Annotated in this window: 18 protein-coding genes; 11 read left to right on the plus strand and 7 right to left on the minus strand. The window is 66.1% G+C overall.

From position 1 onward, the window contains the following. Positions 1-2: 2 nt before the first annotated feature. A complete protein-coding gene (locus Q7J26_RS05240; RefSeq protein ID WP_304935444.1) occupies positions 3-1,262 on the minus strand; it encodes an aminotransferase class V-fold PLP-dependent enzyme in 1,260 nt (419 codons plus the stop codon). A gap of 229 nt (positions 1,263-1,491) precedes the next feature. On the opposite strand from Q7J26_RS05240, the gene Q7J26_RS05245 reads away from it, so the two are divergent. Then, positions 1,492-2,457: an ornithine cyclodeaminase family protein gene (locus tag Q7J26_RS05245; RefSeq protein WP_304935445.1), complete on the plus strand. Its 966-nt coding sequence runs from the start codon at positions 1,492-1,494 to the stop codon at positions 2,455-2,457. Between the two features lies 1 nt (position 2,458). On the opposite strand, the gene Q7J26_RS05250 is transcribed toward Q7J26_RS05245, so the two are convergent. Next, positions 2,459-4,171, minus strand: coding sequence for a hypothetical protein (locus Q7J26_RS05250; RefSeq protein WP_304935446.1), 1,713 nt, complete (start codon positions 4,169-4,171; stop codon positions 2,459-2,461). A 63-nt stretch (positions 4,172-4,234) separates the two neighbouring features. Continuing rightward, entirely contained in the window at positions 4,235-7,219 is a 2,985-nt protein-coding gene (locus Q7J26_RS05255; protein WP_304935447.1) for a TonB-dependent receptor domain-containing protein, read from the minus strand. Between the two features lie 640 nt (positions 7,220-7,859). Here Q7J26_RS05255 and Q7J26_RS05260 point away from each other — a divergent pair. The 10 genes from Q7J26_RS05260 (at position 7,860) to pcaC (ending at position 17,389) form a co-directional block, all read left to right on the plus strand. Then, a complete protein-coding gene (locus tag Q7J26_RS05260; protein ID WP_304935448.1) occupies positions 7,860-9,275 on the plus strand; it encodes a peptidase S10 in 1,416 nt (471 codons plus the stop codon). A gap of 510 nt (positions 9,276-9,785) precedes the next feature. Further along, a complete protein-coding gene (gene pobA / locus Q7J26_RS05265) occupies positions 9,786-10,964 on the plus strand; it encodes a 4-hydroxybenzoate 3-monooxygenase (protein ID WP_304935449.1) in 1,179 nt (392 codons plus the stop codon). Beyond that, the gene (locus tag Q7J26_RS05270; RefSeq protein ID WP_304935450.1) at positions 10,964-11,680 is read left to right on the plus strand and encodes a CoA transferase subunit A; all 717 of its coding nucleotides are present in this window, start codon (positions 10,964-10,966) and stop codon (positions 11,678-11,680) included. Before pobA ends, Q7J26_RS05270 begins: the two co-directional genes overlap by 1 nt. Then, the gene (locus Q7J26_RS05275; protein ID WP_304935451.1) at positions 11,680-12,327 is read left to right on the plus strand and encodes a CoA transferase subunit B; all 648 of its coding nucleotides are present in this window, start codon (positions 11,680-11,682) and stop codon (positions 12,325-12,327) included. The genes Q7J26_RS05270 and Q7J26_RS05275 overlap by 1 nt, the downstream gene beginning before the upstream one ends. Beyond that, complete coding sequence (pcaF, locus tag Q7J26_RS05280) at positions 12,324-13,517, plus strand: 3-oxoadipyl-CoA thiolase (RefSeq protein WP_304935452.1); 1,194 nt, start codon at positions 12,324-12,326, stop codon at positions 13,515-13,517. Before Q7J26_RS05275 ends, pcaF begins: the two co-directional genes overlap by 4 nt. A 2-nt stretch (positions 13,518-13,519) precedes the next feature. Then, positions 13,520-14,224 carry a protocatechuate 3,4-dioxygenase subunit beta gene (gene pcaH, locus Q7J26_RS05285; RefSeq protein WP_304935453.1) on the plus strand — a complete coding sequence of 235 codons (705 nt, stop codon included), beginning with the start codon at positions 13,520-13,522 and terminating at the stop codon, positions 14,222-14,224. A gap of 2 nt (positions 14,225-14,226) precedes the next feature. Beyond that, on the plus strand, positions 14,227-14,865 hold the full coding sequence (gene pcaG, locus Q7J26_RS05290; protein ID WP_304935454.1) for a protocatechuate 3,4-dioxygenase subunit alpha: 639 nt from the start codon (positions 14,227-14,229) through the stop codon (positions 14,863-14,865). A gap of 16 nt (positions 14,866-14,881) precedes the next feature. Next, the gene (pcaB, locus tag Q7J26_RS05295; protein ID WP_304935455.1) at positions 14,882-16,216 is read left to right on the plus strand and encodes a 3-carboxy-cis,cis-muconate cycloisomerase; all 1,335 of its coding nucleotides are present in this window, start codon (positions 14,882-14,884) and stop codon (positions 16,214-16,216) included. A gap of 1 nt (position 16,217) precedes the next feature. Then, positions 16,218-17,000 (plus strand): 3-oxoadipate enol-lactonase, encoded by a 783-nt coding sequence (gene pcaD / locus Q7J26_RS05300; protein WP_304935456.1) that lies wholly within the window; start codon positions 16,218-16,220, stop codon positions 16,998-17,000. Positions 17,001-17,002: 2 nt separating this feature from the next. Continuing rightward, positions 17,003-17,389 carry a 4-carboxymuconolactone decarboxylase gene (gene pcaC / locus Q7J26_RS05305; RefSeq protein ID WP_304935457.1) on the plus strand — a complete coding sequence of 129 codons (387 nt, stop codon included), beginning with the start codon at positions 17,003-17,005 and terminating at the stop codon, positions 17,387-17,389. Between the two features lie 138 nt (positions 17,390-17,527). On the opposite strand, the gene Q7J26_RS05310 is transcribed toward pcaC, so the two are convergent. The 4 genes from Q7J26_RS05310 to Q7J26_RS05325 all read right to left on the minus strand — a co-directional run. After that, entirely contained in the window at positions 17,528-19,423 is a 1,896-nt protein-coding gene (locus Q7J26_RS05310) for an ABC transporter ATP-binding protein (RefSeq protein ID WP_304935458.1), read from the minus strand. Then, on the minus strand, positions 19,420-21,165 hold the full coding sequence (locus Q7J26_RS05315; protein ID WP_304935459.1) for an ABC transporter ATP-binding protein: 1,746 nt from the start codon (positions 21,163-21,165) through the stop codon (positions 19,420-19,422). The genes Q7J26_RS05310 and Q7J26_RS05315 overlap by 4 nt, the downstream gene beginning before the upstream one ends. Positions 21,166-21,381: 216 nt before the next feature. Further along, positions 21,382-21,705 carry a hypothetical protein gene (locus Q7J26_RS05320; RefSeq protein WP_304935460.1) on the minus strand — a complete coding sequence of 108 codons (324 nt, stop codon included), beginning with the start codon at positions 21,703-21,705 and terminating at the stop codon, positions 21,382-21,384. Then, positions 21,702-23,690: cbb3-type cytochrome c oxidase subunit I (locus tag Q7J26_RS05325; RefSeq protein ID WP_304935461.1), on the minus strand; the 1,989-nt coding region annotated here is incomplete at its 5' end. The genes Q7J26_RS05325 and Q7J26_RS05320, both read right to left, overlap by 4 nt.

Raw genomic sequence — 23,690 nt, forward strand, 5'->3', positions numbered from 1 at the left:
CATCAAGCCGGCGGCGACGCCGGCAAGGCCTCAAGCAAGCGGTCGATGTCATTCATGTCGTTGAACACCGCCAGCGACACCCGGAACCGGTGCTGCGACACCGTGATCCGCACCTTGGCCGCCGCCAACCGCTCCGACAGTTTCGCCCGCGCATCCTTCAGCGCGAAAGCGACCAGGGCCGTGCGGCTGTCCAGCGGCGTCAGAGGCTCATAGCCGCGCCGCCGCAGTTCCGACTGCACCGCATCCGCCAGCGGCTGACGCGCCTGCTGGATGGCGTCGACGCCCAGCCGGTTGATCCAGGTCAGGGAATGGTCGAGCTGCACCGCGCCGGTCCAAGAGGTCGTGCCCATGGCGAAACGACCCGTGGCGTCCTCTCGCGCCCCATAGTCGGCGGGCATGGGACCCGGCGCATCATAGGGATAGGCGTGGCTCTGGAAGGCGCGCAGCTGATGATAGCCCCACCAGGGCCGGCGGATCTTGTCCTGCATGGACTTGCGCACATAGAGGAAGCCCAGGCCGAAGTCCCCCATCAGCCACTTGTAGGAGGCGCAGGCCGCGAAATCGACGCCGGCGGCCTTCAGGTCCAGCGGCGTCGAGCCCGCCCCGTGGATGATATCGACATAGACATAGGCGCCGTGCGCGTGGGCCAGGTCGCAGACCCGTTTCAGGTCATGCTCGAAGCCGTTGATCGTCGAGACATGGCTGATCGACACCAGCCGCGTCTGGTCGTTCACCGCCGCCTCCATCGCCGCCATGTCGATCCGTCCCTCGGCGGTCATGGGCAGGGTGACGACGTCCATTCCAGCCTTGGCCAGTTCCCCATAGGTGTAGAAGGAGCCGAAGAAATGCAGGGCGTCGGTGACGATCCGTCCGCCTGTCGCCGGCATATCCAAGGCCTGCAACACCAGGTTCTCGCCCATGGTCGTGGACTGGACGAAGCACAGCTCATCAGGATCGGCCCCGACCAGCAGGCCGAACTGACGGACCGCATTCTCCTCCATCGCCCCCATGTCGAACTCAGGCGCCCCGGTCGCGCGGGTCTTGTAACGCAGATAGTCCTCCAACGCCGCCTGCGCGCCCAGCGGCATCGGGTGGGTCGATCCGCTGTCCAGATAGGTGACCGGCATGGCCGCGAACGCCCCACGCGCGGGCAGGGTCAGCGACGCCTCCGATCGCGTCTCTTGCGCCCTGACCTTCGGGGCCAGACCGACCGTGGGCGACGCGGCGGCCGCGGCGATCAAGGATCTTCGGGTGAAACGCATGACAGGGCTCGCACGAGGCTCGGAACGGTCATTCTAGGACGGCGCGCGGGAATAATCCTTTCGTCTTGTCGAACGGCGGGGCGAAGTCCCGGCTGACGGCGCCCGGCGCCTCGACCGCCGCGCATCAGATTTGCGAACCGGCGGCGGACAGGCGCAACGAAAGACAGGAATAGCCCCGGACGATAAGATAGGCTGCACGGGTCCTGTCCTTCGTCGCGTGCGTCCGCTCATGTCGTCATCGCCTTCCCTCATCGTCCTTGACGCCGCAGCCGTGCGCGCGGGCCTCGACGCCGACAGGCTGATCCCCGTCATCCGCGACGCCATGATCGCCCTGTCGGACGGGCGGGTGCGTCAGAATCTGCGCAGCTTCATCGGCCTGGGCGAGGGCCGGACCTTCGCCCTGATGCCGGCCGCCTTCACAGACCAGGGCCTGTTCGGCGCCAAACTGGTCAGCGTCTTCGCCGACGGCGCGGGCCGCAAGGCGCACGAAGGCGTGGTTGTCCTGTTCGACGGTCATACGGGAGTTCCGGTCTGCATCGCCGATGCGGGCGAGATCACGGCGCTGCGCACGGCGGCCGCCAGCGCCGTCGCCACCCAGGTTCTGGCCCGCGCCGATGCGCGAACCCTGTCGATCTTGGGACTGGGCCGTCAGGCGGCCGAGCATATCACCGCCATCGCCCAGGTTCGTACCCTCGAGTCCGTGCGCGTCTGGGGCCGCGACTTCCGGCGGGCGGAAGCCTTCGCGGCCGAGATGAGCGCGCGGACCGGCCTTCCCGTCTCGGCGGTCCCGAGCCCACGCGCCGCCGCCGAGAACGCCGACATCCTCTGCACCGTCACCGCCGCCGTCGAACCCATCCTGGACGGCGCCTGGGTCGTGCCCGGCGCCCACGTCAATGTCGTGGGGTCGAGCGGCCCGTCCGCCGCCGAGATCAATTCCGACCTGGTGGCCCGCAGCCGTTTCATCGTCGATCACGCCGAACATGTCCGGGTCCACGGCGGCGAATTCCTGCGTGCGCGGGCGACGGACTGCATCGGCGAGGGCCATATCGCGGCCGAGATCGGCGCGGTCCTGTCCGGCGCGGCCGCTGGCCGAACCCGCAGCGACGAGATCACGATCTACAAATCTCTGGGCCACGCCGTTCAGGACATCGCCGCCGCCGGCCTGCTCTATTCGGCTTCGGCCCACGCCGACTGACTCACATCTTGCAGGCGGCGTCCGTGGCGTCCTGGTCACGACGCCACTGATAGACATCGACCTCCTCGCCTCTCGGCAGATAGGTGACCGGGAACCGGGCCTCGCCGCGCGTCACCTGCAGGGTCAGCGTCGCATCCTGGTCCCCCTGGACCGCGTCCATGGCCACGGCATAGGTGACCACGTCCCCGTCTCGAATCCCGGCCCGCTCGGCCGCTGAATTGGGGACCAGCCCCCGGATGGTCTTCACGTCGCCGACCAGGGATTTCGGGTCGAAGCCCAGGTCGAACCGCCGCGCCCGGCCGACGAAACGCGTGAAGCACGGGCCGTAATCGCCGGACTCAGGAACCATCAGTTCGCCCGCCTTCATCGCGGCATGCAGCGTCCCTCCATCCTCGCCCAGTTCGGCGGTCAGAAGCGCGATCCAGACGGTTTCATCAGTCGGCTGGCCGGCGCGATGGCGGCGGTTCATCTCCAGGATCAGATCGTCCAGAGACCTCGCGCCCTTGCTCGCGCGACGGATCCGGCCGTCGACCACGGCGAAATAGATCCCGCCGCGATCATAGGGCAGCACCCGGATGCGGCTGTCCTCCCAGAAACGCGGCGCAATCTGGTCATCCGGCGTGTCGTTCAGCAGGTTCGAATAATAGCGGCGCGCGGTGTCGTTGATGTCGGCTAGATAGTCGTCCGCCGTGATCAGTCCCGCCCGATAGGGCAGCAGCCCCTGATAATGGACGGCGATCCCCTCGCCATACCATTGGCCGCGTCCGTCCCACTGGGTCCAGGTGTGGATCATCTCGTGCGACAGGGTCGATTTGAGATCGGCCGGATCGGTCGCCTGGCCGTAAGTCACCAGGAAGGACCGGGTCAGGGCCACGCCCCCGCCGGCGTTGATCGGATTATAGCGCATGAAGACCCGGTACGGCGGCTCGCCCGGCTCGTCGAAGAACCGGCTCATCCAGCCGTGCAGTCGATGGGTCCAGGCCATCAGCGGTCTCGCCTCGAACGGCGGTGTTCCCATCCAGGCGGCCGAAAAGCCGGCGTTGGACACGGGTTGCGGCTCGCGCTCCATCGGCCCCGCCATGAAGACGGTCGACCACAGCCTGGACGCCTTGCCCGGTTCCAGATCGACACCCCCCTCGCCATAGCTGGAGGTGGCGGCGGCCTCGGCCCCGAGATCGGTCACGTCCCAGCGCAGGGCGATGCGGTAGTCCCGATCGTCTTCCGGCAGCAGGATGAAGGTGTTGCCTACGCCCGAGACGCCGCCGCCTTCGGTGCGCAGACTATAGGGCGGTCCCGACCCGCGCCGGGGCGGCGTATTGTCGATCGGCGCGCGATAACGAACGGTCACGTCGCCGCTGACGGCCCGTCCGGCAATCCAATGCCGCGCATAGACCAGAGCCACGGGATCGTCGCGAACCGTCAGGGGCACCACACCCTGAGCGTCGCGCACCACCAGGTCCGTCAGGGTCGAGGCGATTGTGTCGGTATTGGCGATGACGACAGGCAGGGTCAGAACGGCCTGGCCCGCATCCGCCGCCATCGCCGGGATACGCAGTTCGACATCCATCCGGGCGACGCCCCGGGCGACGTCGATCTCTCCGGGCCGAAGCGTCACCTGCATAGTCTGCCCCGCCGCCCACGCCGGAGACACGCCCAACACAAGCAGGGCGACGACCATGGCCGGCGGGAGACGCAGAAGGCGGGGAATGGCCATGTCGGAGTCTTTCCGAAGGTACCCGTCCCCGAGCGCCGAGACGCTCGGGGACGCTGACTAGGCTTAGAAGCGCGCGTTGAGGCCGAGGAAGTACTGACGGCCCAGGATGTCGCCGTAGTTCCGGGTCGGATACGATGGTTCTTCGTCGGTCAGGTTCGTCACACCGGCCCGGATCGCATAGTCGCCGAAACGATATTCGCCCGAAAGATTGTGGCGGATGTTCTCGTCGATCACCGGCGTCGGCGTGGTCTCGATCGTGTCGAACCGGTTCACCTGCGACTTCGGCAGATAGTTCACCGAATAGCTGAGACGCACGGGTCCGAGGGCGTAGCGAGCGTCGAACCGGCTGACCCAGTCGGGCGTCAGGGTGGTGTCGTCGGTGCGCGTGTAATCGAAGCCGGTGACGGAGGTTTCCAGCAGGGCGTTGTGCGTGACTTCCAGCCCGAGTTCGAGACGGCCCCAGTCCGCATCCCGTCCCGCCAGATCCGCAACGTCGAAGGCGTAGTTGACGGTGTAGATTTCGCCTTCGTACCGCACTGTGCCGGCGTTGAACGTGGTCGAGTTTGCGGTCGCGACCTGACCCTGGGCGTTGAAGGTGAACTGGCTGCAGACGTCGGCCGGTTGCGGCGATGAATCGAAACAGGTCGCCAGGAAGTTCTGCGGCGTGAAGGACGAAAGACCGTCACGCAACTCCACCTGGATACGATCGGCGACGATCGTCAGGCCGGGCGCAAAGCCGGGCTGAAGCACGACGCCGAAGGTCGTGGTATCGGAAATCTCGTTCTTCAGGTCCGGGTTGCCGCCCGTCGTGACGAGGACAGAGCTGAAATTCTCACCCGGATCCTGGAAGCCGGTCAGGGAGCCGTAACCCGGATTGGCGGCGAACAGGGCCTGGCAGTTAGCCAGACGGACCGCAGGGTTTGGCCCGCTAATGATCCGGTCGGCGTCACAAGGATTTTGAGCGATCGCATCCAAGGTCGTGCTGGAAGGCGCGAACAACTGGTCAAGGGTCGGCGCCCGGAAGTTGCGGCTGCGCGACGCCCGCACCGTCACGCCGGAAACCACTTCCCAGCGCAGACCCGCGCCCCAGACGTCGGCCTTGCCCGCGATGGAGTTGTCGACGGTCCGATAAGCGCCGTCCACTTCCAGCGACTTGACCAACGGCAGGGTGAAGTCGCCGCCGAACACCGGAACCAGCACCTCTGCAGAGAACTCGTTGGTGTTATAGGCGCCGCTGGTGGCGAGGGTCGGCGTACCCGAACCGGTCAGCCCCAGCTGATTGGCCTCGTAGGGATTATATTCCGCCTTCTCGCGCCGGTACTCATAGGCGAGGCTGAAACTCGCCGGACCGGCCGGCAGGGTGAACAGTTCGCCGCCGATGGTCGCCAGGATATCGTCCTGGGTGTTCTCGAACCGCTCGCCCACCGGGACGGCGACATAGGCGCGCATCTCATCCGTGATGACCCCCGTGCCGAAGATGTTGATGGGCACGCAGGCCGCGTCGTCGTTGGTGGTCGAGGCGTCGGCGTTGATGGCGCAGACGGCCTGGCCGCCGCTGCTGACGGCGTTGACCGCATTGGTCAGACGCGAGGTCCAGGTGTCCCAGCCGGACTCCTCGCCCTTGGTGACGCCGCGGCTGGCCGAAAGGCTCCAATAGAAGTTGCGGTCGGCCCAGTCGAAATCACCTTCCAGCGCGATCAGGCCGCGCCAGACGTCGGTCTCGGTCACGAACTCCCGGGTCGGTAGGATGTCCGAGAAGCTCTTGGACAACCACAGAGGCCCGCCGGCGGCGAAGGTGGCGTTGGCGGCGCTGAGTTGCGCCAGCGCTGTGGACGTCAGGAAGGGGTTGGTTCTGTAGAAGGCGATCGGACCCGCGCCCGAAGCGGCCGAATTCAGCACCGTGCGCGTCGCCCCCTGGGTGCCGTAGGGATCGGTCCCTTCCGTGTTGGAATAGAGAAGTTCGCCCTTCAGCTTGATCCGATCTGTCAGGTCGTAGCGGCCCAGCAGATTGACGTTGAACCGTTCTACGCCCGTATAGAGAGCCGCCAGGTCGCGATAATCATATCCGTCGCCGCCCGAAGCAAAGGGCACGCCTGCAACCGTCCCGGTGTCGTAGGATACGAGGCTCGTCCCGTCGGCCGAGAACTGCTGGGGCACGCCGCCGGAACGGACCAGAAATGCCGAGACGGGCGCCGGGGTCGAGAAGATTACGCCATTGGTGTTGAACGGCCAGAAATGAGAGTCCAACAGTTCGCGCACGGCAGGAATTCCGTCGGTGGCGCTGGTGTTGGCCGAGTTAGAGACCGTCAGCCGCGCCAGGTCTGAACGCGGACGATCCTGTCCATAAAGCGGATCGGTCTTGGACCATTCGACATTGCCCGCCAGATTCGCCCGGCCGTCCAGGAAATTGTCGCCCAGGGTCATGCGCAGGCTGCTCTGCGGATAGTCGTCGCGTGAGGAGACGCCGTACTGGGCGTCCACCACTAGTCCTTCGAAATCATCCTTCAGCACATAGTTGATCACGCCGGCGATGGCGTCCGAACCATAGACGGCCGCGCCCCCGGCCTGAACGACATCGACCCGCTCCAGCAAACCGACGGGGATCAGGTTCGTATCCACAACCCGGTCGCCCATGCCGGACGACGAGGTCACGAACCGCCGGCCGTTCACGAGCGACAGCGTGCGCCCCGCGCCCAGGCCGAACAGATTGGGAAACTGCTGACCGGAACCCGCCGCTGTCCCCGAACCGTTGGCGACCGGGGCGGAAGGCGTCGCCGAAGTGATCTGGTTTAGGGCCTGGCCGACCTGGACAAAGCCGCGCTCGGTCAGAACCTGAGCGTCGATGACCGTGACCGGCGCGGCGGTAGAGGTCTGGACCCGGCGGATACGCGACCCGGTCACGACGATGTCGTCGACCGATCCCGCCTCTTCCTGGACCAGGGCGTCGGCCTGCAGGGCTGTCTGGGCCAAGGCCGAGGTGGAGACCAGGGACAGCAGGAGGGCGGACCCCGCCACCGTCGAACCCAGCAGGCGCCTCTTCATCGACATCCGGTTCATCGTTATCCCCTCATTCGTGTTGTTTGATCACGTCCGACATCCCCCGTCGTTCCGCGTCTGCCCAAGGCTAACCCCGCATGATCGGCACAATCTTTCCTATTTCCGGGCAGCAACATTACGACACACAAGTTTCATGCAGCTGTCGCGTTTTAAGCGAAAGAAATATACCCACATCAATTGTCCGCATTGGAGCAGCGCCATCTCCGCGGCGGCGCCCTCACCCCCGAAGAGGACCAGCCACACGGCCTGGATTCACTCAGGTCCGCAAATCGGCATCACGGCAGGCCATGAGGCTCCAAACCGGGTTGCAGGAATTTCGCGCATAGATATGCCGCAAAGGACCTGAGCGGCATGCCTTGAAGGCGACTCAAAATCTATTCGCCTTCAAACGCTCCCGAGCGATTTTCGTCATGAGACGCGGGGGCAGCCGTCAAGTTTGCATAATGATTGCGACCTTGACGTCGTAGTTTGCCCCCACACGCACAGACACAGCTTGAGACTGCAGATGATAGTTCGACGACGGATCGCCGGTCTTGCCCTGATCATCTGTGCTGGTCTGCAAACAGTGTTGGGGCCCGCCCTCGCCGAAACACCGTCTGCATCATCACCGCGGTTCTCGGAACGCTCGGCCGTGCCCCCCTCGCCCGTCGAAACCAGACACAGCATCCGCACCGGCGGGGGCAGGCTCGACTATGTCGCGGAGATCGGCCGGATCGCAATCCGCGACGTGGAAACGACCGAACCGCGCGGTTTCATGGGCTATATCAGCTACCGCACGCCCAGCCGCGCGCCGCGCCCCTTGATCTTCATCTGGAACGGCGGCCCCGGCGCCAACTCCGCCACACTCCATTTCGAAGTCGCCGGCCCTCGCCGTGGCGAAGGCGATCACCTGGTCGACAATGCAGAGACATGGCTTGCCGACGCGGACCTGGTCTTTGTCGATCCCATCGGAACCGGCTTCAGCCGCCCGGTCACCCCCGAGGCCGGAGACGAATTCTACGGCACGGTGGGCGATGTCGCCTCGGTCGCCGAGTTCGTCCGTTCCTGGATCCTTCTGCACGAGGCGCAGGATCGTCCCGTGCTCCTCGCGGGCGAAAGCTGGGGCGCCGGACGCGCCGCCAGCGTCGCCTACCGGCTTCTCAACCAAGGCGTCCCCGTCCACGGCCTGATCCTGATTTCGGGAGGGGACGGCCTCAACACCGCCTATCTCCCCAAGGAGGCCGCGACGGCGCTGAGCGTCGCCGACCTGGCGCCCGTCGCCCTCTTCCACGGCAAGCTGGACCCCACCCTCGGCGACGGCCCTGACGCCGTCCGACGCGCCGCCGAGACCTGGGCGCGCGATGTCTATCAGCCCGCGCTGATCAAAGCCGCAGACCTGTCCGAAGCAGAGCGCACCGCCATCGCCGCCGACCTCTCCCGTTTCACGGGGATCCCCGTCGATCTCGTTGATCGGACCAGCCTGACCTTCACCCCGCGACAATACCTGCGCGGCGTCCTCCAGGCCGAAGGCCGCACGTTGAACATTTTCGACATGCGCTTGACCGAAAACCCGCCCACGAACTTTAACGACTCCATCGACCGCTATCTGCGCCGTGACCTGGGCTATGTGACCGACCTCCCCTATGTGGGTCTCCGGGAAGGCGACGTCGGCTACGCGCCCCACGACCGTTACCCGGCCGGCGTAGGCGAGCGCTGGAACTACGCCACTATCGACGCCTCTCCGGAACAGGTGGAAGCCGCGATCCGCGAAGCCATCCAGCGCGGCGGCGGCCCACCCCGGATCGGCCCACCCCTGCCCGGAACCGAAGAGGCCATCGCCTTGGCGCCGGGACTGAAGGTTCTGGTCGCCGCCGGACAGTACGACTCCCTGTCCAGTTGCACCGCCAATGACGAACTACATCGCCGCCTGCCGGACACGCTGCGATCAGTCATGACCTATCACTGCTATACGGGCGGCCACATGTTCTACCGCGACGCGACTTCGCGATTGCAGTTCAGCCAGGACATCGCCGAAATGGCACGGTCGATTCAACCCGCGCCGTTCTAAGCCCGTCTGCGGATCTCAACACGTCGCGTGGGCCTGGCGTCAATTGAGGGGCGCTATCTAGGCGCCCGATCCATATCAAGCGCGGGTGACTGGGCAGTGATCACGGCTAAGCGTCGCCCTGGTCAGCGGCGCCGCGTGCGATGTGCGGTTGCGCGGTGCACCCCATCGGCTCGAGCCGGGCACCGAGGAGCAAGGCCCTGACCTTGCCGCATCGCCCTTTGCGCGACGGTGATGAGGTCATCGGGACGTCCTTGATGTTCCGTGCTGAGGGTTCCCCAGACATGGGGGACGAGTTACAGCAACAAAATTCCGGTATATATGGAATTCCTCACATATGCGCTGGTCAACTCCCCTCTAATAACGTACTGCTCGGTACCGATATGTCACACAGGCTGCTGCCTTGATGGCCGCCGCCGACGGTCAATGAAAGCGTCGAGGGCAGCCCTTCTCGATGAAGTTCGTCCGACCGAGCGCGCTCGAGGCGCCGCTCTGGAAACGAAAGGAATTCCTTTGCGCACACAAGTCGCCATTATCGGAGCGGGTCCCGCAGGCCTGCTGCTCGCCCACAAGCTTCGTCGTGCGGGCGTCGATTGTTTGGTCCTCGAACGTCGGGACCGCGCCTATGTCGAGGCGCGGGTCAGGGCGGGGGTGCTCGAACAGGTCACCGTCGATCTGCTGGCGGAGCTGGGCCTCGACCAGCGCCTGCGACGCGAAGGCCTGGTGCATGGCGGCACGCGGCTGTCGCGCGACGGTCAGTCGTTCCGGATCGACTTCGCCGAATGCACCGGCGGTCGGACGGTGACGGTCTATGGCCAGCAGGAGGTGATGAAGGATCTCTTCGACGCCGCCGAGGAACGCGACGTTCAGATCCTCTTTGACCTGGAAGACGTCACCCTGAGCGATCTCGACACGGATCATCCCATCGTTCGCTGGCGATCAGACGGGCAAGATCATGAGCTGCGATGCGACTATGTCGCGGGCTGCGACGGGTACCACGGCGTCAGCCGCGCCTCCATTCCGCCCTCCGTATTGCGGACCTTTGAAAAGGTCTACCCGTTCGGCTGGCTCGGCATCATCGCGGATGCGCCCCCTGTCGATCACGAACTCATTTACGCCAACCACGCCCGCGGTTTCGCCCTCGCCAGCATGCGCTCGCCGACCCGCAGCCGCTACTATGTCCAATGCCCTCTGACCGACCGGGTCGAGGACTGGAGCGATGACCGGTTCTACGACGAGCTGGCGATCCGGCTCGGCGAAGACGCCGAGAAGCTGACGCGGGCGCCCTCGACGGAAAAATCGATCGCGCCTCTGCGCAGCTTCGTCGCCGAACCGATGCGGTGGGGCCGCCTCTTCCTCGCTGGCGACGCCGCACACATCGTCCCCCCGACCGGCGCCAAGGGGTTGAACCTGGCCGCCTCGGATGTGGCCATCCTGTCCGACGCGCTGGTTCAGGCTTGTCTGCGGGACGATATCCGCCGCCTGAACAACTATTCGGACCTGGCGCTGCGAAGGGTGTGGAAGGCCGAACGGTTTTCTTGGTGGTTTACAAGCCTGACCCATCGCTTTCCGGAAACGTCGGATATCGACCGCCGTCTCCAAACCGCAGAGATCGATTATCTGGCCCAATCTCATGCGGCCCAGATGGTGCTGGCTGAGAACTATGTCGGCCTGCCGCTGGAGCGGCTGTGATGACCGGCAAGATCTATCCTTCGCCTAAGGCCGCGCTGGAAGGCGTGCTGTTCGACGGGATGACGATCATGTCCGGCGGGTTCGGTCTGTCCGGCAATCCGGAATCCCTGATCCCTGCCGTGCGTGACGCGGGCGTCAGGAAGTTGACGGTCATTTCCAACAACTGCGGCGCCGATGGGTTCGGCCTGTGGATGCTGCTCGACAATGGTCAAATCCAGAAGATGATTTCGTCCTACGTGGGCGAAAACAAGCTGTTCGAGAGCCTGTATCTGTCTGGCGAGCTTGAGCTGGAGCTCAATCCGCAAGGCACGCTGGCCGAGCGCATCCGGGCCGGCGGGGCCGGTATTCCCGCCTTCTACACGCCGACCGGCGTGGGCACGGTCGTCGCCGACAACAAGCCTGTCGAACGTTTCGAAGGCCGCGACTATGTGCGCGAGACCTGGCTGAAGGCCGACCTGTCGATCGTGAAGGCGTGGAAGGCGGACCCGGAAGGCAATCTCGTCTTCCGCAAGACCGCGCGCAACTTCAATCCGGTTATGGCGACGGCAGGGGCGATCACGGTGGTCGAGGTGGAGGAGCTGGTGGAGGCCGGTGCGCTCGACGCCGACGCCATACACACGCCGGGCATCTACGTGGACCGGATCATCGTCTCGACCGTCAATGAAAAGAAAATCGAGAAACTGACCACCCGGCCGCGTTCCGAGGAGACCGCCTGATGCCCTGGTCCCGCGAACAAATGGCCCAGCGTGCGGCGCTCGAGCTCAAGGACGGCTTCTACGTCAATCTGGGCATCGGCATCCCGACCCTGGTCGCCAACCATATCCCCGAGGGGATGCACGTCACTCTTCAATCCGAGAACGGCATGCTGGGCATGGGGCCCTTCCCTTACGAGGGCGAAGCCGACCCCGACCTGATCAACGCCGGCAAACAGACGATCACTCAGCTGCCGACCTCGAGCTTCTTCGACAGCGCCGCCAGCTTCGCCATGATCCGCGGCGGCCATGTCGATCTGACCATTCTGGGCTCGATGGAGTGCGCCGAGAACGGGGACATCGCCAACTGGACCATCCCCGGCAAGATGCTGAAGGGGATGGGCGGGGCCATGGATCTGGTCGCCGGCGTCAAGCGCGTAGTGGTGATCATGGATCACGCCAACAAGCATGGGCAGTCGAAGCTGCTTAAACGATGCAAGCTCCCCCTGACCGGCGCGGGCGTGGTCGATCGGATCATCACGGATCTGGGCGTGTTCGATGTGAAGCCCGACGGTTCGGGCCTGACCCTGGTGGAACTGGCCCCGGACGTCGAAGTGTCGGAGGTCCTCGCCAAGACCGAGGCGACGCTGGATACGGGGAATTTCCGATGACCGAGGCCTTCATCTGCGATGCAGCGCGGACCCCGATCGGCAAATACACCGGCTCGCTGGCCCACGTCCGCGCCGACGATCTGGCCGCCGTTCCGCTGAAGGCGCTGATGGACCGCAACAGCGTCGATCCCGCCGCCATCGACGAGGTCTTCTACGGCTGCGCCAATCAGGCCGGCGAGGACAATCGCGATATCGCCCGCATGGCCGCCCTGCTGGCGGGCCTTCCGGTCAGCGTTCCCGGCGTCACCCTGAACCGTCTATGCGCATCCGGCGCCGACGCGGTCGGAGCCGCGGCTCGAGCCATCAAGACCGGAGAGGCCGAACTGACCATCGCCGGCGGGGTCGAATCCATGACCCGCGCCCCGCTCGTCATGGCCAAGGCGACGTCCGCCTTTCAGCGGGGCGCACAGATCGAGGACACGGTCGTCGGCTGGCGTTTCGTCAACCCGGTCATGAAATCCCTCTATGGCGCGGCGTCCATGCCTGAGACCGGCGAGATGGTCGCTGACCGCTACAAGGTCAGCCGCGAGGACCAGGATCGCTTCGGCCTCTGGAGCCAGGAAAAGGCCGCGGCGGCGCGCGCCTTCCACGCCGAAGAGATAATCCCGGTCGAGGCGAAGGACGCCAAGGGCAAGCCCTTCGTCTTCGACGCCGACGAATATCCGCGCGAAACCTCGCTGGAGATGATGGCCAAGCTGAAGCCGGTCGTCCGCCCCGACGGCACGGTGACCGCCGGCAACGCCTCGGGCATCAATGACGGTGCCGCCGCCATGTTCGTCGCCTCCAAGGGCGGCGCGGCCGCACAGGGGTTGACGCCGCGCGCCCGCATCCTGGGCTTCGCCTCGGCCGGGGTCGAACCGGACATCATGGGCGTCGGCCCCATCTATTCGACGCGCAAGTTGCTGGACCGGTTGAAACTGACCATGGCCGATTTCGACCTGATCGAGTTCAACGAGGCCTTCGCCAGTCAGGTGATCGCCTCCATGCGCGAGCTGGGCGTCGATCCGTTCGACAGCCGGATAAACCCGCACGGCGGCGGCATAGCTTTGGGTCACCCTTTGGGGATGACCGGCGCCCGCCTGTCCCTGACCGCCGCCCACGCCCTGGAAAAAACTGACGGCTGTCTGGCGCTGATCACCATGTGCGTCGGCGTCGGACAGGGCGTATCCATCGTCATCGAGAGGGTCTGATCATGGCCGATGTCATCGAATACTACCGCGAAGAGAAGGGCGGCCATCCCGCCTCCCTTTCACCCGACTATCGTTCGACGATCGCCCGCTCGCCGCGCCAGCCTCTGGTGAGCGTCCCCCACACCCTGACCGAGGTGACCGGCCCCACGGGCGTCTGGGACCAACTGATGGGTCCAGCCGTGATGGACCTGACCAAACAGCACAAGGCTGAGCCGCTGGGTCAGCGGATCATCGTCTCCGGCCGTGTGCTGGACGAGAACGGCCGCCCAGTACCCAACACCGTCGTCGAGGTGTGGCAGGCCAACGCCGCCGGCCGCTACATCCACAAGAACGATCAGTGGAACGCGCCATTGGACCCGAACTTCACCGGGGCCGGCCATGTCGTCACCGACGACCAGGGCCGCTATCGCTTCATCACCATCAAGCCCGGCGCCTATCCATGGAAGAACCACTTCAACGCCTGGCGGCCGGAACATATTCACTTCTCCCTGCTGGGGCCGGCCTTCGCGACGCGCCTGGTGACCCAGATGTATTTTCCCGGCGACCCGCTGATCGCCATCGACCCCATCTGCCAGGCCATCCCCGAGGCGGCGGTTCAGCGTCTAGTGTCGCGCTTCGACATCGAGACGACGGAAGATCACTACGCCCTCGGCTACATCTTCGACATTGTCCTGCGCGGACGTCACGCCACCCCGATGGAGGCCTAAGCATGGCTGGACAAACCCCCTGGCAGACCGTGGGCCCCTATTTCCACTACGGCCTGGCGTGGAAGGGCGGCGCGGACCTGATCGAGGTCGGCGCCGACCTGGGCGCTCGCATGGATCTGATCCCCGAAGGTCATTATGTCCTCAATCCAAACACCACCCCCCGCGGCAAGGTGACGGGCGAGTCGATCGAGATCTCGGGTGTCGTGTATGACGCCGACGGCGCGCCAGTCACGGACGCCATGATCGAAATCTGGCAGGCCAATTCGGCGGGGCGATATGCTGACCCGCAGGACGATCGCGCCGATCTGCCGTTGGACCAGGGTTTCATCGGCTTCGGCCGTTCGTCGACCGACCAGAACGGCGTCTACCGCTTCCGCACCGTGAAGCCCGGCCGCGCGCCCGGTCCCGGCAACGGCCTGCAGGCGCCCCATATCGCTGTGGGGGTTCAGGCGCGCGGCGTCATCAAACGCCTTTGCACCCGCCTGTACTTCGCGGACGAAGCCTCGAACGCCGAAGATCCAATCCTGGCCCTGGTTCCCGAGGATCGGCGCGCCACCCTGATCGCTACGCCCGTCCCTGGCGGCTACCGGCTGGACATCCGCCTGCAGGGGGCCGACGAAACGGTCTTCTTCGACGTCTGATCCGGGAGACCTGGGCTTGAGCATACTGACGGGACGGCTGTTCGGGGACGCGGCGGTGGAGGCGATCTTCGCCGACCGTTACCGCCTGGAGGCCATGCTGCGGTTCGAAGCCGCCCTGGCCCAGGTCCAGGCCGAAGCCGGACTGATCCCCTCCCAGGCCGCGCCCGCCATCGCCGCCGCCTGCGATCCCGACCCGTATGACATCGGCCAGTTGGCCGAGGCGACGCGTCTGGCTGGCAATCCGGCCATTCCCCTGGTCAAGGCCCTGACGGCGCAGGTGCAGGCCGCCGCGCCCGAGGCCGCCCGGTTCGTTCATTGGGGCGCGACCAGCCAGGACGTCATCGATACCGGCCTGGCGCTGCAGATCGTCGCGGCGGACGCCGCCATGGCGCCGGTCCGCGCCCGGATCACGGCGGCGCTGACGACCTTGACCGAAACCCACCGCGACACCCTTATGGCGGGTCGCACCCTGTTGCAGCACGCCCTTCCTACCACCTTCGGGCTGAAGTGTGCGGGTTGGCTCGACAGCGTCCGCTACGTCGATCAACGACTGACGGAGGCCGTGAACGCCGCCGCCCGACTGCAGTTTGGCGGCGCAGCCGGCACCTTGAGCGCCCTCGATGATGCGGGCCTGCGGATCAGCGCCGCCCTCGCCCAGGCTCTCGGCCTGCCCGAAGCCGCCCTGCCCTGGCATACGCGCCGCGAACGGATCGCCGATCTGGGGGCCGCCCTGGCCCTGCAGATCGGCGTGCTGGGCAAGATCGGTCGCGATATCGCTCTGATGATGCAGACCGAGGTCGGCGAAACCTTGGAACCCGCCGCCGCCGGCAAGGGCGGCTCGTCCGCCATGCCGCACAAACGCAACCCCGTCGGCGCGGTCGTCCTCGTGGCCGCCGCCGCCCGCGCGCCAGGCTTGGCCTCGACTCTGCTGTCCGTGCTGCCGCAAGAACACGAGCGCGCCGTCGGCGGTTGGCACGCCGAATGGGAAGTCTTGCCGGAGTTGTTTCGCCTCGCCGCCGGCGCCGCCGACCATGCGGCCGAGATCCTGGAGGGGCTGGGAATCGACACCGCCCGGATGCGCGCCAACCTGGACCTGACCCAGGGGCTGCCCTTGGCCGAGGGCGTGGCTCTGGCCCTGGCGCCCAGGCTCGGCAGGGCCGAAGCCCACGCCCTGGTCGAGGCCGCCTCCAAGACCGCCGTGGCTGAGCGGCGCCCCTTGATCGCGGTGCTGAAGACCCTGCCGGAGGTCGCGGCGAACTTGAGCGACGACGACCTGACCGCCCTGTTCGATCCCTCCCGCCGTCTCGGCGTCACGCACGGCTTCATCGACCGCGTTCTGAAGGACGACTGACGTGCCGACTGCCCTGACCGATGACGGCGTCTCCCTGTGGTGGACCGAAGACGGCCCGGCTGACGCCCCCGTCCTGCTGCTCGCCAACTCCATCGGCTCCACTGTCGAGATGTGGGCGCCGCAAGTCGAACCCCTGGCCCAGCGCCTGCGCCTGATCCGGTTCGACACGCGCGGCCACGGCCGTTCGGAAGCGCCGGAGGGGGACTATACGCTGGATCGGCTGGCCAGGGACTTGGCCGCCGTACTCGACACCGCGGGCGCCGCGCGGGCTCACGTCTGCGGTCTGTCGCTGGGCGGCGCCGTCGCCCAGACCTTCGCCCTGAAGTTTCCGGATAGGCTCGACCGACTGATCCTGGCCAACACAGCCGCTCGCATCGGTTCCGCCGACGGTTGGAACCAGCGGATCGCCGCCGTGCGCGGCGGCGGCATGGCCTGCATCGCCGACATGGCGGTGGGTCGCTTCTTCGACGCCGCCTTCATAGGCGCCCATCCCGAGGTCATTGCTCCGGTGCGGGCGGCTTTGATCGCCACCCCTGCCCACGGCTATATCGGTTGCTGCGCCGCCCTCCGCGACGCCGATCTGAGCGAGGCCGTCGCCGCCATCAACTCGCCCACTCTGGTGATCGGCGGTGCATCGGACGTCTCCACCCCGCCGGTCCAGACCCAGGCCCTGGCCGACGCCATCCCCGGCGCGCGCCACATCGTCCTAGACGCCGCCCACCTGTCCAACCTCGAACAGCCGGACGCCTTCACCGGCGCTGTCATCGCCCATCTGGAGTCCTGACCATGGATGAAGCCGAACGCCTCGAACTGGGCTTCAAGACCCGCCGCAGCGTGCTGGGCGACATCCACGTCGATCGCTCCATCAAGAACACGACAGAGTACACCGCCGAGTTCCAGGACCTGATCACCCGCTACGCCTGGGGCACGATCTGGACCCGCGAAGCCATCGATCATCCGACACGCCGGATGATGACCATATCGATGATGATTGCCCTGAACCGGTCGGACGAACTGAAACTCCACCTGCGCGCCGCCCTCAAGCATGACATGCCGGCGGACCTGCTCAAGGAAGTCATTCTTCAATCGGCGATCTATTGCGGCGTTCCCGCCGCCAACGCCGCCTTCCACGACCTGACCGACGTGCTCGCGGAGTTGGCCGGGACGGCTTAGATCATGGTCCGGGGATCAGGATTCCGCCGACCTGCTGGGCCGCCGCGAGGCCCGCCGGAACATAGTCCCCCTCAGGTGATCCGTGCAGCCGAAGAGCCTGGCGTCGTCTTCTTGCGCGTCGCTCTACCCGGGACGCGGTTACGACGCCGAAGCCTGTAGTTTCGGGTCGCCCCCCGCAGTCTCGATGTCTCGCGACGGCTGCGCCGCTGCGCCCTGCTGCAGTGTCCAGTAGCCGCCCTTCAGCGCCATCAACGCGTCGTGGGAACCCGTCTCGCGGACGTTGCCGGCCTCCATATAGACGATCAGGTCGGCGTCGCGGATGGTCGACAGCCTGTGGGCGATGACGAAGCTGGTCCGGCCCTGACGCAGCTCGGACATGGCCTTCTGGATCAGCATCTCCGTGCGGGTGTCGACCGAACTCGTGGCCTCGTCGAGCACCAGGATAGGCGCGTCCAGAAGGAAGGCGCGGGCGATGGTCATGAGCTGGCGCTGGCCCTGTGACAGCGCGGCGCCGCCATTCTCCAGCACTGTATCGTACCCGCCAGGCAGGGTCCGGACGAAATCATCGACGTGGCAACGTTGGGCGGCGGCGACCACCGCCTCGCGGCTGCTGTCCGGGCGGCCAAAGGCGATGTTGTCATGGATCGTGCCCGTGAACAGCCAGGTGTCCTGCAGCACCATGGCGATCCGGCCGCGCAGTTCCGAGCGCGACAGCTCACGGATGTCGACGCCGTCGAGCCGGATGGCGCCATCGTCGATCTCGTAAAACCGCATCAGCAGGTTGACCAGGGTGGTCTTCCCCGCCCCGGTCGGGCCGACGATGGCGATCATCTGGCCGGGCTTTGCCTCGAAGCTCACGTCCTCAAACAGGGGCTGATCGGGCTGATAGCGGAACCGGACGTGATCGAAGGATACATGGCCGGAGACTCGGCGTTCCAACCGGCCTTCTCCGGCTTCATCCGGCGACATTTCCGGCGCGTCGAGCAGTTCGAAGACCCGCTCGGCCGACGCTAGAGCGGACTGCACCTGCGCTGCCATGCTTCCCAGCTGGGAGACCGGTTGCCCGATCTGCCGAATATACTGGATGAAGGCCTGCAATTCGCCCAGCGACAGCCCGCCGGCGAGCACGCGAAAGGCGCCAAAGACGACCACCGCCACATAGGCCAGGTTGGTCACGACCGAGGTCACGGGCTGGATCAGGCTGGCCAGGATCTGGGCGGTCCGGCTGGCCTTGGTCAGGGCCGCGTTCTGATCGGCGAAGCGCGCCTCAATCCGGTCGCGCGCCCCGAACACCCGGATCAGGGTCTGGCCGGTGAAGCTCTCCTCCACAGTGGCGTTCAAATTTCCCGTCTCGCGCCACTGGGCGGCGAACTGGGGCCCCGAGACCCGCGTGAGAAGCCAGGTCAGCACCAGGGAGACGCCGATCGCCGCCACAGCGACGCCTGCCAGCGGCAGGGAGAGCACGACCATCATCGCCAGAACGCCGACGATCGTCAGCAGCATCAGGAACACCTGGCTGGCGACCTGCTGCAGGTTCTGAACCACATTGTCGATATCGTTGGTGAACCGCGACAGCACCTCGCCGCGGGGTTGGGCGTCGAACCAGCTCAGCGGCACCGCTGAAAGCTTCGCCTGCGCCTGGGACCGTAGTTCGCGGCCCAGCGTCTGCACCAGTTCGTTGATGATCCAGGTCTGGGCCAGGTTAAGCAGGGAGGCGATGAGATAGATGGCCGCGACGATCATGAGCTGGCGCACCAGCGCGGCGTTGTTGAAGCCGTCGCTGACCAGAAGATCCGTCGCCTCGCCTAGTTGCCATGGCCCGATCGTGCTGGCCGCCACGCTGCCGACGGTCAGGATCAGGATGGCGATGAGGACCAGTGGGCTGGCGCCAAGCGCCCGCCAGATCGCCAGCGCCGTATTGCCGGCGTCCTTCGGCTTCTCCCCGCCAATCGCGGCGCCGGGCGTGCGTTGCCCCCGCGCGCCCGAGGCCGGGCTTGAGAGGGCGACCGGGCGCGACTCCTCCACCTTGCTCATGCGGCGTCCTCCGTCACGCCCTGCTGCGAGCGGACGATGTCGGCATAGATGGGGCAGTCCCGCACCAGGGCCTCATGCGTCGCGTACCCGGCGATCTTTCCGCGATCGAGCACCAGGATGCGGTCCGCGTCCTTGATCGAGGCGACACGCTGGCTGACGGTCACCGTGACCGCATGGGCGGTCGCGCGGCGAAGCTCCGCCCGCAGCCGCGCGTCGGTGGCCTGATCGAGCGCCGAGAAACTGTCGTCGAACAGATAGAGATCGGCGTCGCAAACCAGCGCCCTGGCGATGGCCAGCCGCTGTCGCTGACCGCCGGAAAAATTCGTCCCGCCCTGGGCCACGGGCGCCGCCAACTGCTCCGGCAGGGCGCGGATGAAATCGGCGGCCTGGGCGATCTCGAGGGCGCGCCAGAGGGCGGCGTCATCGGCCTGCGGATTGCCGAACCGCAGACTGTCCGCCACCGAGCCCGAGAAGAGATAGGTCTTTTGCGGCACATAGCCGATCCGTCCGTTCAGCGCCTCGGGCGCGATCGTCTTCCGATCGACGCCGCCGAGCAGAATTCGTCCCGTGGTCGGATCGTCCAGCCGCGCGATCAGATTGACGATGGTGGACTTGCCCGAGCCGGTGGCTCCGATAATGCCCAGGACCTCGCCCGGATCGACCGCGAAGTCGATGGCCTCCAGCACCATGGCCTCGGCGCCGGGATAGCCGAAGCTGACCGCCTCGAAGCGCAGGGGCAGGCCGGTCCCCTTCGCCGGCAGGGCCTGCGGCCGGGCGGGCGGGCCCACCATGACCTCGCTCCGCAGCAGTTCGCCGATCCGTCGGGCGCTGACCAGGGCGCGCGGCAACAGCACCACCAGCATGCCCATCATCATCACCGAGATCAGGATCAGCGAGACGTAGGACAGAAACGAGATCAGCGCCCCGATCTGCAGATCGCCGCTGATGATCCGGCCCGCGCCGGCCCAGACCAGGGCCACTGAGGCCAACTGCATCACCGCAGTCACCGCCGGGCTGATGGTCGCCATCAGCCGCCCGGCATGGAGGGCGGTCGCCGTCAGTTCGTTGTTGGCCGCCCCGAACCGCCGGCTCTCGCGATCCTCCTGCAGGAAGGCGCGAATGACGCGGATGCCGTCTATCTGTTCGCGCAAGATCGTGTTGACCCCGTCGAGTTGGGCTTGCATCCGCTGGAACAGCGGCGTCGCGCGAAGCGTCAGATAACCGATGATCAGGGCCAGGACCGGCACCACGATCAGCAACAGCCTCGACAACTGCACGTCCTGACGCAGGGCCATGACGCCGCCGCCGATGCCCATGATCGGGGCGATCACGATCATGACCAGGATCATGGTCAGCATGGTCTGCACCTGCAGCACGTCATTGGTGCAGCGGGTAATGAGGGAACCGATGCTGAAGCTCTGGACCTGCGCCAGGGCCAGGCTGTGAACCTTGGCGAAGACGTCGGCCCGCAGAGCCTGCCCGATCTGGAAGGCGATCCGTGCGCCGAGCACCACCGCGGCGACGCTGAGCACCAGTTGCGCCAGCGAGGCGGCCGCCATCCATCCGCCATAGCCCAGGATCGTGCCCGCGGCCCCCGCAGCGATGCCCTTGTCGATGATATCGGCGCTGAGCCCGGGAAGCAGCAGGGACGCCGTCACCTGTCCCAGTTGGCACAGCATCAAGACCGACAGGGCCCAGCCATGCGGGCGAAGCCGGGCAAGCCAACCAGAAGTGGGAGCCATTGCCGCCTCTGCGGTGGAAGACTCGGTGCTCGTCATAGCCAGGCTCTTTCGCGCCGCATCGTCTGGTTCAGAACACGCACGATGTCGTCCGGCTGGTGGTGCGCAGCCCGTTAGTCATAGACGAGTCCGTCAAATCCATGGCTGTATTTTAACAGGACCGACTTCTTCCGCCTGAGGCAGGCCGAAGGGCCTTGACGCGGATCAACACGCCGCGTCTCAAAGGCAATAGGTCGTAGTCACCGTCGGAAGCAGGCTCCAGATGGCGGCGACAAGTCCGACCCAACCCGTTGCGCGACTGACGAAACGCACGAACGGCGTGGGCGAACTGAAACGCTCGGAATGGAGCCCCCAGATCAAGCCCAACTGAACGAGCACCGCGGCCCCGTAGGCGGCGCCCATCAGCATGCGCGGGAGGGAAAGGAAACCGAACACCGTGCCGTCGATCCCGTGCCCGCAGATCAATCCGTGCAAAGCATAAACGGCGCTGAAGCTGGCCAGCCAGACCAGGGGCGCGATCAGGATCCGGATGATGTCCTTCACGCCGCCAGCCCCGGAAGATGGGCCACCGCGAGGATCAGCGCCGAGGTCGCGGCAAGGTAATCGACCCACAGGATCACCACGGGGAACTCGGCATGACGGCGTGGCGAGGTGTAGCCCCGGACCACGCGCGCGCACAGAAATGCGATCATCAGGGCCACGAGTGCAGCGTGAAACAGCGCATATCCTCCCAGCACCAGAAGCGTCGCGCCATAGGCGTGGTCCGAGGGCGTCGGCGCGCGCAGCATAATGCCGAAGGCCGCCGCCGCCAGGAACAACGCGCCGAGGAGGGCGAGACCGAGCCAGACCCGAACCTCCCCGCCCTGCGCATTGGCCCGCGCGGCCCGGCGGATCGACACCACACCGAGGCCTGCGCCGATGAACCCAACCGCCAGCTCAACCGCAGAGGCGTCGAACCACGCGGGCGGGGGCCAGGCGGGGGCGACCGTCCATAGGAAGGCGAACCCGAACAGAAGCGAGCCGAAGAAGGTGGCGTTGGCCGGCAGGAGGAAGGCCGACCCCCACCGGGGGGGTGAGCGCCCGACCTGGGTGGCGGTGAGCAGATCCAGCCCCTGGCCGATAGCGCGGGGCGGCAGATCCTTCGTGCGTCCCAGCGACCAGGCCCAGCGCCAGGCCAGGATCGTCACCCCGACCACCGCCAGCGGAACCGTCCAATAGAACTTCAGCAACAGGGAGACGAAGAACACGCCGGTCACCGCCGCCATCAGGATCGGCAGGCGGGTATTGGTCGGATAGATGATGTGAAAGTCCGGCTTGCCGGTCGCGATATCGACCGTCAGGCTTTCGCGCCATCCCTGTTCGGGCTCGGACAAATAGCCCTCCCCGCGCGCGAGGCGAAGCGTCAGCTCGGGATCGTCGGCGAGCGGCTGGCGGCTGTTCACGTGCGGCAAGCTGGCGAAATTATACGTCGGCGGCGGCGTCATCATCGCCCACTCCAGCGTCCCCGCCTTCCACGGATCACGACGGCTGCGTCGCGCGGTGAAGGCGTGCAGCACCAGGTCGACGATCACCATGGCGATGCCGATGGCCAGTACGAAACTGCCGATCGACGAGATCAGGTTGACGGTGGTCCAGCCGTCCTCCGGCAGATAGGTCGAGATCCGTCGCCGCTGGCCAAGCAGACCGACCCAGTGCATGGCCAGGAAGGTGACGTGGAAGCCGATGAAGACCAGGGCGAAGGCCAGCTCGCCCAGCCGGAAGAAACGCGCACGGCCGCTGACGTGGGGCATCCAGTAATAGAGCCCGGCCAGGATCGGAAAGACGAAACCGCCGAATAGGACATAGTGGAGGTGGGCCGTGATGAAGGCCGTGTCGTGCGCCTGCCAGTCGAACGGCACCACTGCGACCATGACTCCCGTCAGGCCGCCGATGACGAAGGTGAAAAAGAAGCCGAGCAGGTGAAGCATAGGCATGCGCAGACTGGGTTTGCCCTTCCACATGGTGCCGATCCAGGCGAACAGCTGAACCCCGGTCGGCACGGCCACCAGGGTCGAGGCCGCCGAGAAGAAGGCCAGCCCCATGTGCGGGATTCCGGTCGTGAACATGTGGTGGACCCAGATCCCGAACGACAGGAAGGCCAGGCCGACGGCCGAGGCCACGATCCAGCCGTAGCCGAGCAGGGTCGTGCGACACATGACCGGCAGGATGGTCGAGATCACCCCCGCCGCCGGCAGGAAGATGATGTAGACCTCAGGATGGCCGAACAGCCAGAACAGGTGCTGCCACAACAGGCTGTCGCCGCCGAACTCGGCCTGGAAGAAGGGCAGTCCAAACGCCCGTTCCAGCTCCAGCAGGATCGAGCCCAGGATCAGCGGCGGGAAGCCGGTCAGGATCATCAGGGCCGTGACCAGGGCGTACCAGGCGAAGATCGGCATCTTGTCCAACGACATGCCGGGCGCACGGTATTTCAGGATCGAGACGGTGATCTCGACCGCCGCCGCGATGGCCGAGATCTCGACGAAGGTGAT

It is taken from the genome of Brevundimonas sp. (genome assembly GCF_030656255.1).
In the GTDB taxonomy this organism is placed as follows: Bacteria; Pseudomonadota; Alphaproteobacteria; order Caulobacterales; family Caulobacteraceae; genus Brevundimonas.

Bases quoted from the DNA above. Each gene is read 5' to 3' on its own strand.
- Q7J26_RS05240 (WP_304935444.1), bottom strand. From the start codon at position 1,262: ATGCGTTTCACCCGAAGATCCTTGATCGCCGCGGCCGCCGCGTCGCCC.
- Q7J26_RS05310 (WP_304935458.1), bottom strand. From the start codon at position 19,423: ATGAGCAAGGTGGAGGAGTCGCGCCCGGTCGCCCTCTCAAGCCCGGCC.
- Q7J26_RS05245 (WP_304935445.1), top strand. From the start codon at position 1,492: ATGTCGTCATCGCCTTCCCTCATCGTCCTTGACGCCGCAGCCGTGCGC.
- Q7J26_RS05255 (WP_304935447.1), bottom strand. From the start codon at position 7,219: ATGTCGATGAAGAGGCGCCTGCTGGGTTCGACGGTGGCGGGGTCCGCC.
- Q7J26_RS05270 (WP_304935450.1), top strand. From the start codon at position 10,964: ATGACCGGCAAGATCTATCCTTCGCCTAAGGCCGCGCTGGAAGGCGTG.
- Q7J26_RS05275 (WP_304935451.1), top strand. From the start codon at position 11,680: ATGCCCTGGTCCCGCGAACAAATGGCCCAGCGTGCGGCGCTCGAGCTC.
- Q7J26_RS05250 (WP_304935446.1), bottom strand. From the start codon at position 4,171: ATGGCCATTCCCCGCCTTCTGCGTCTCCCGCCGGCCATGGTCGTCGCC.
- pcaH (WP_304935453.1), top strand. From the start codon at position 13,520: ATGGCCGATGTCATCGAATACTACCGCGAAGAGAAGGGCGGCCATCCC.
- pcaG (WP_304935454.1), top strand. From the start codon at position 14,227: ATGGCTGGACAAACCCCCTGGCAGACCGTGGGCCCCTATTTCCACTAC.
- pcaF (WP_304935452.1), top strand. From the start codon at position 12,324: ATGACCGAGGCCTTCATCTGCGATGCAGCGCGGACCCCGATCGGCAAA.
- Q7J26_RS05315 (WP_304935459.1), bottom strand. From the start codon at position 21,165: ATGGCTCCCACTTCTGGTTGGCTTGCCCGGCTTCGCCCGCATGGCTGG.
- pcaC (WP_304935457.1), top strand. From the start codon at position 17,003: ATGGATGAAGCCGAACGCCTCGAACTGGGCTTCAAGACCCGCCGCAGC.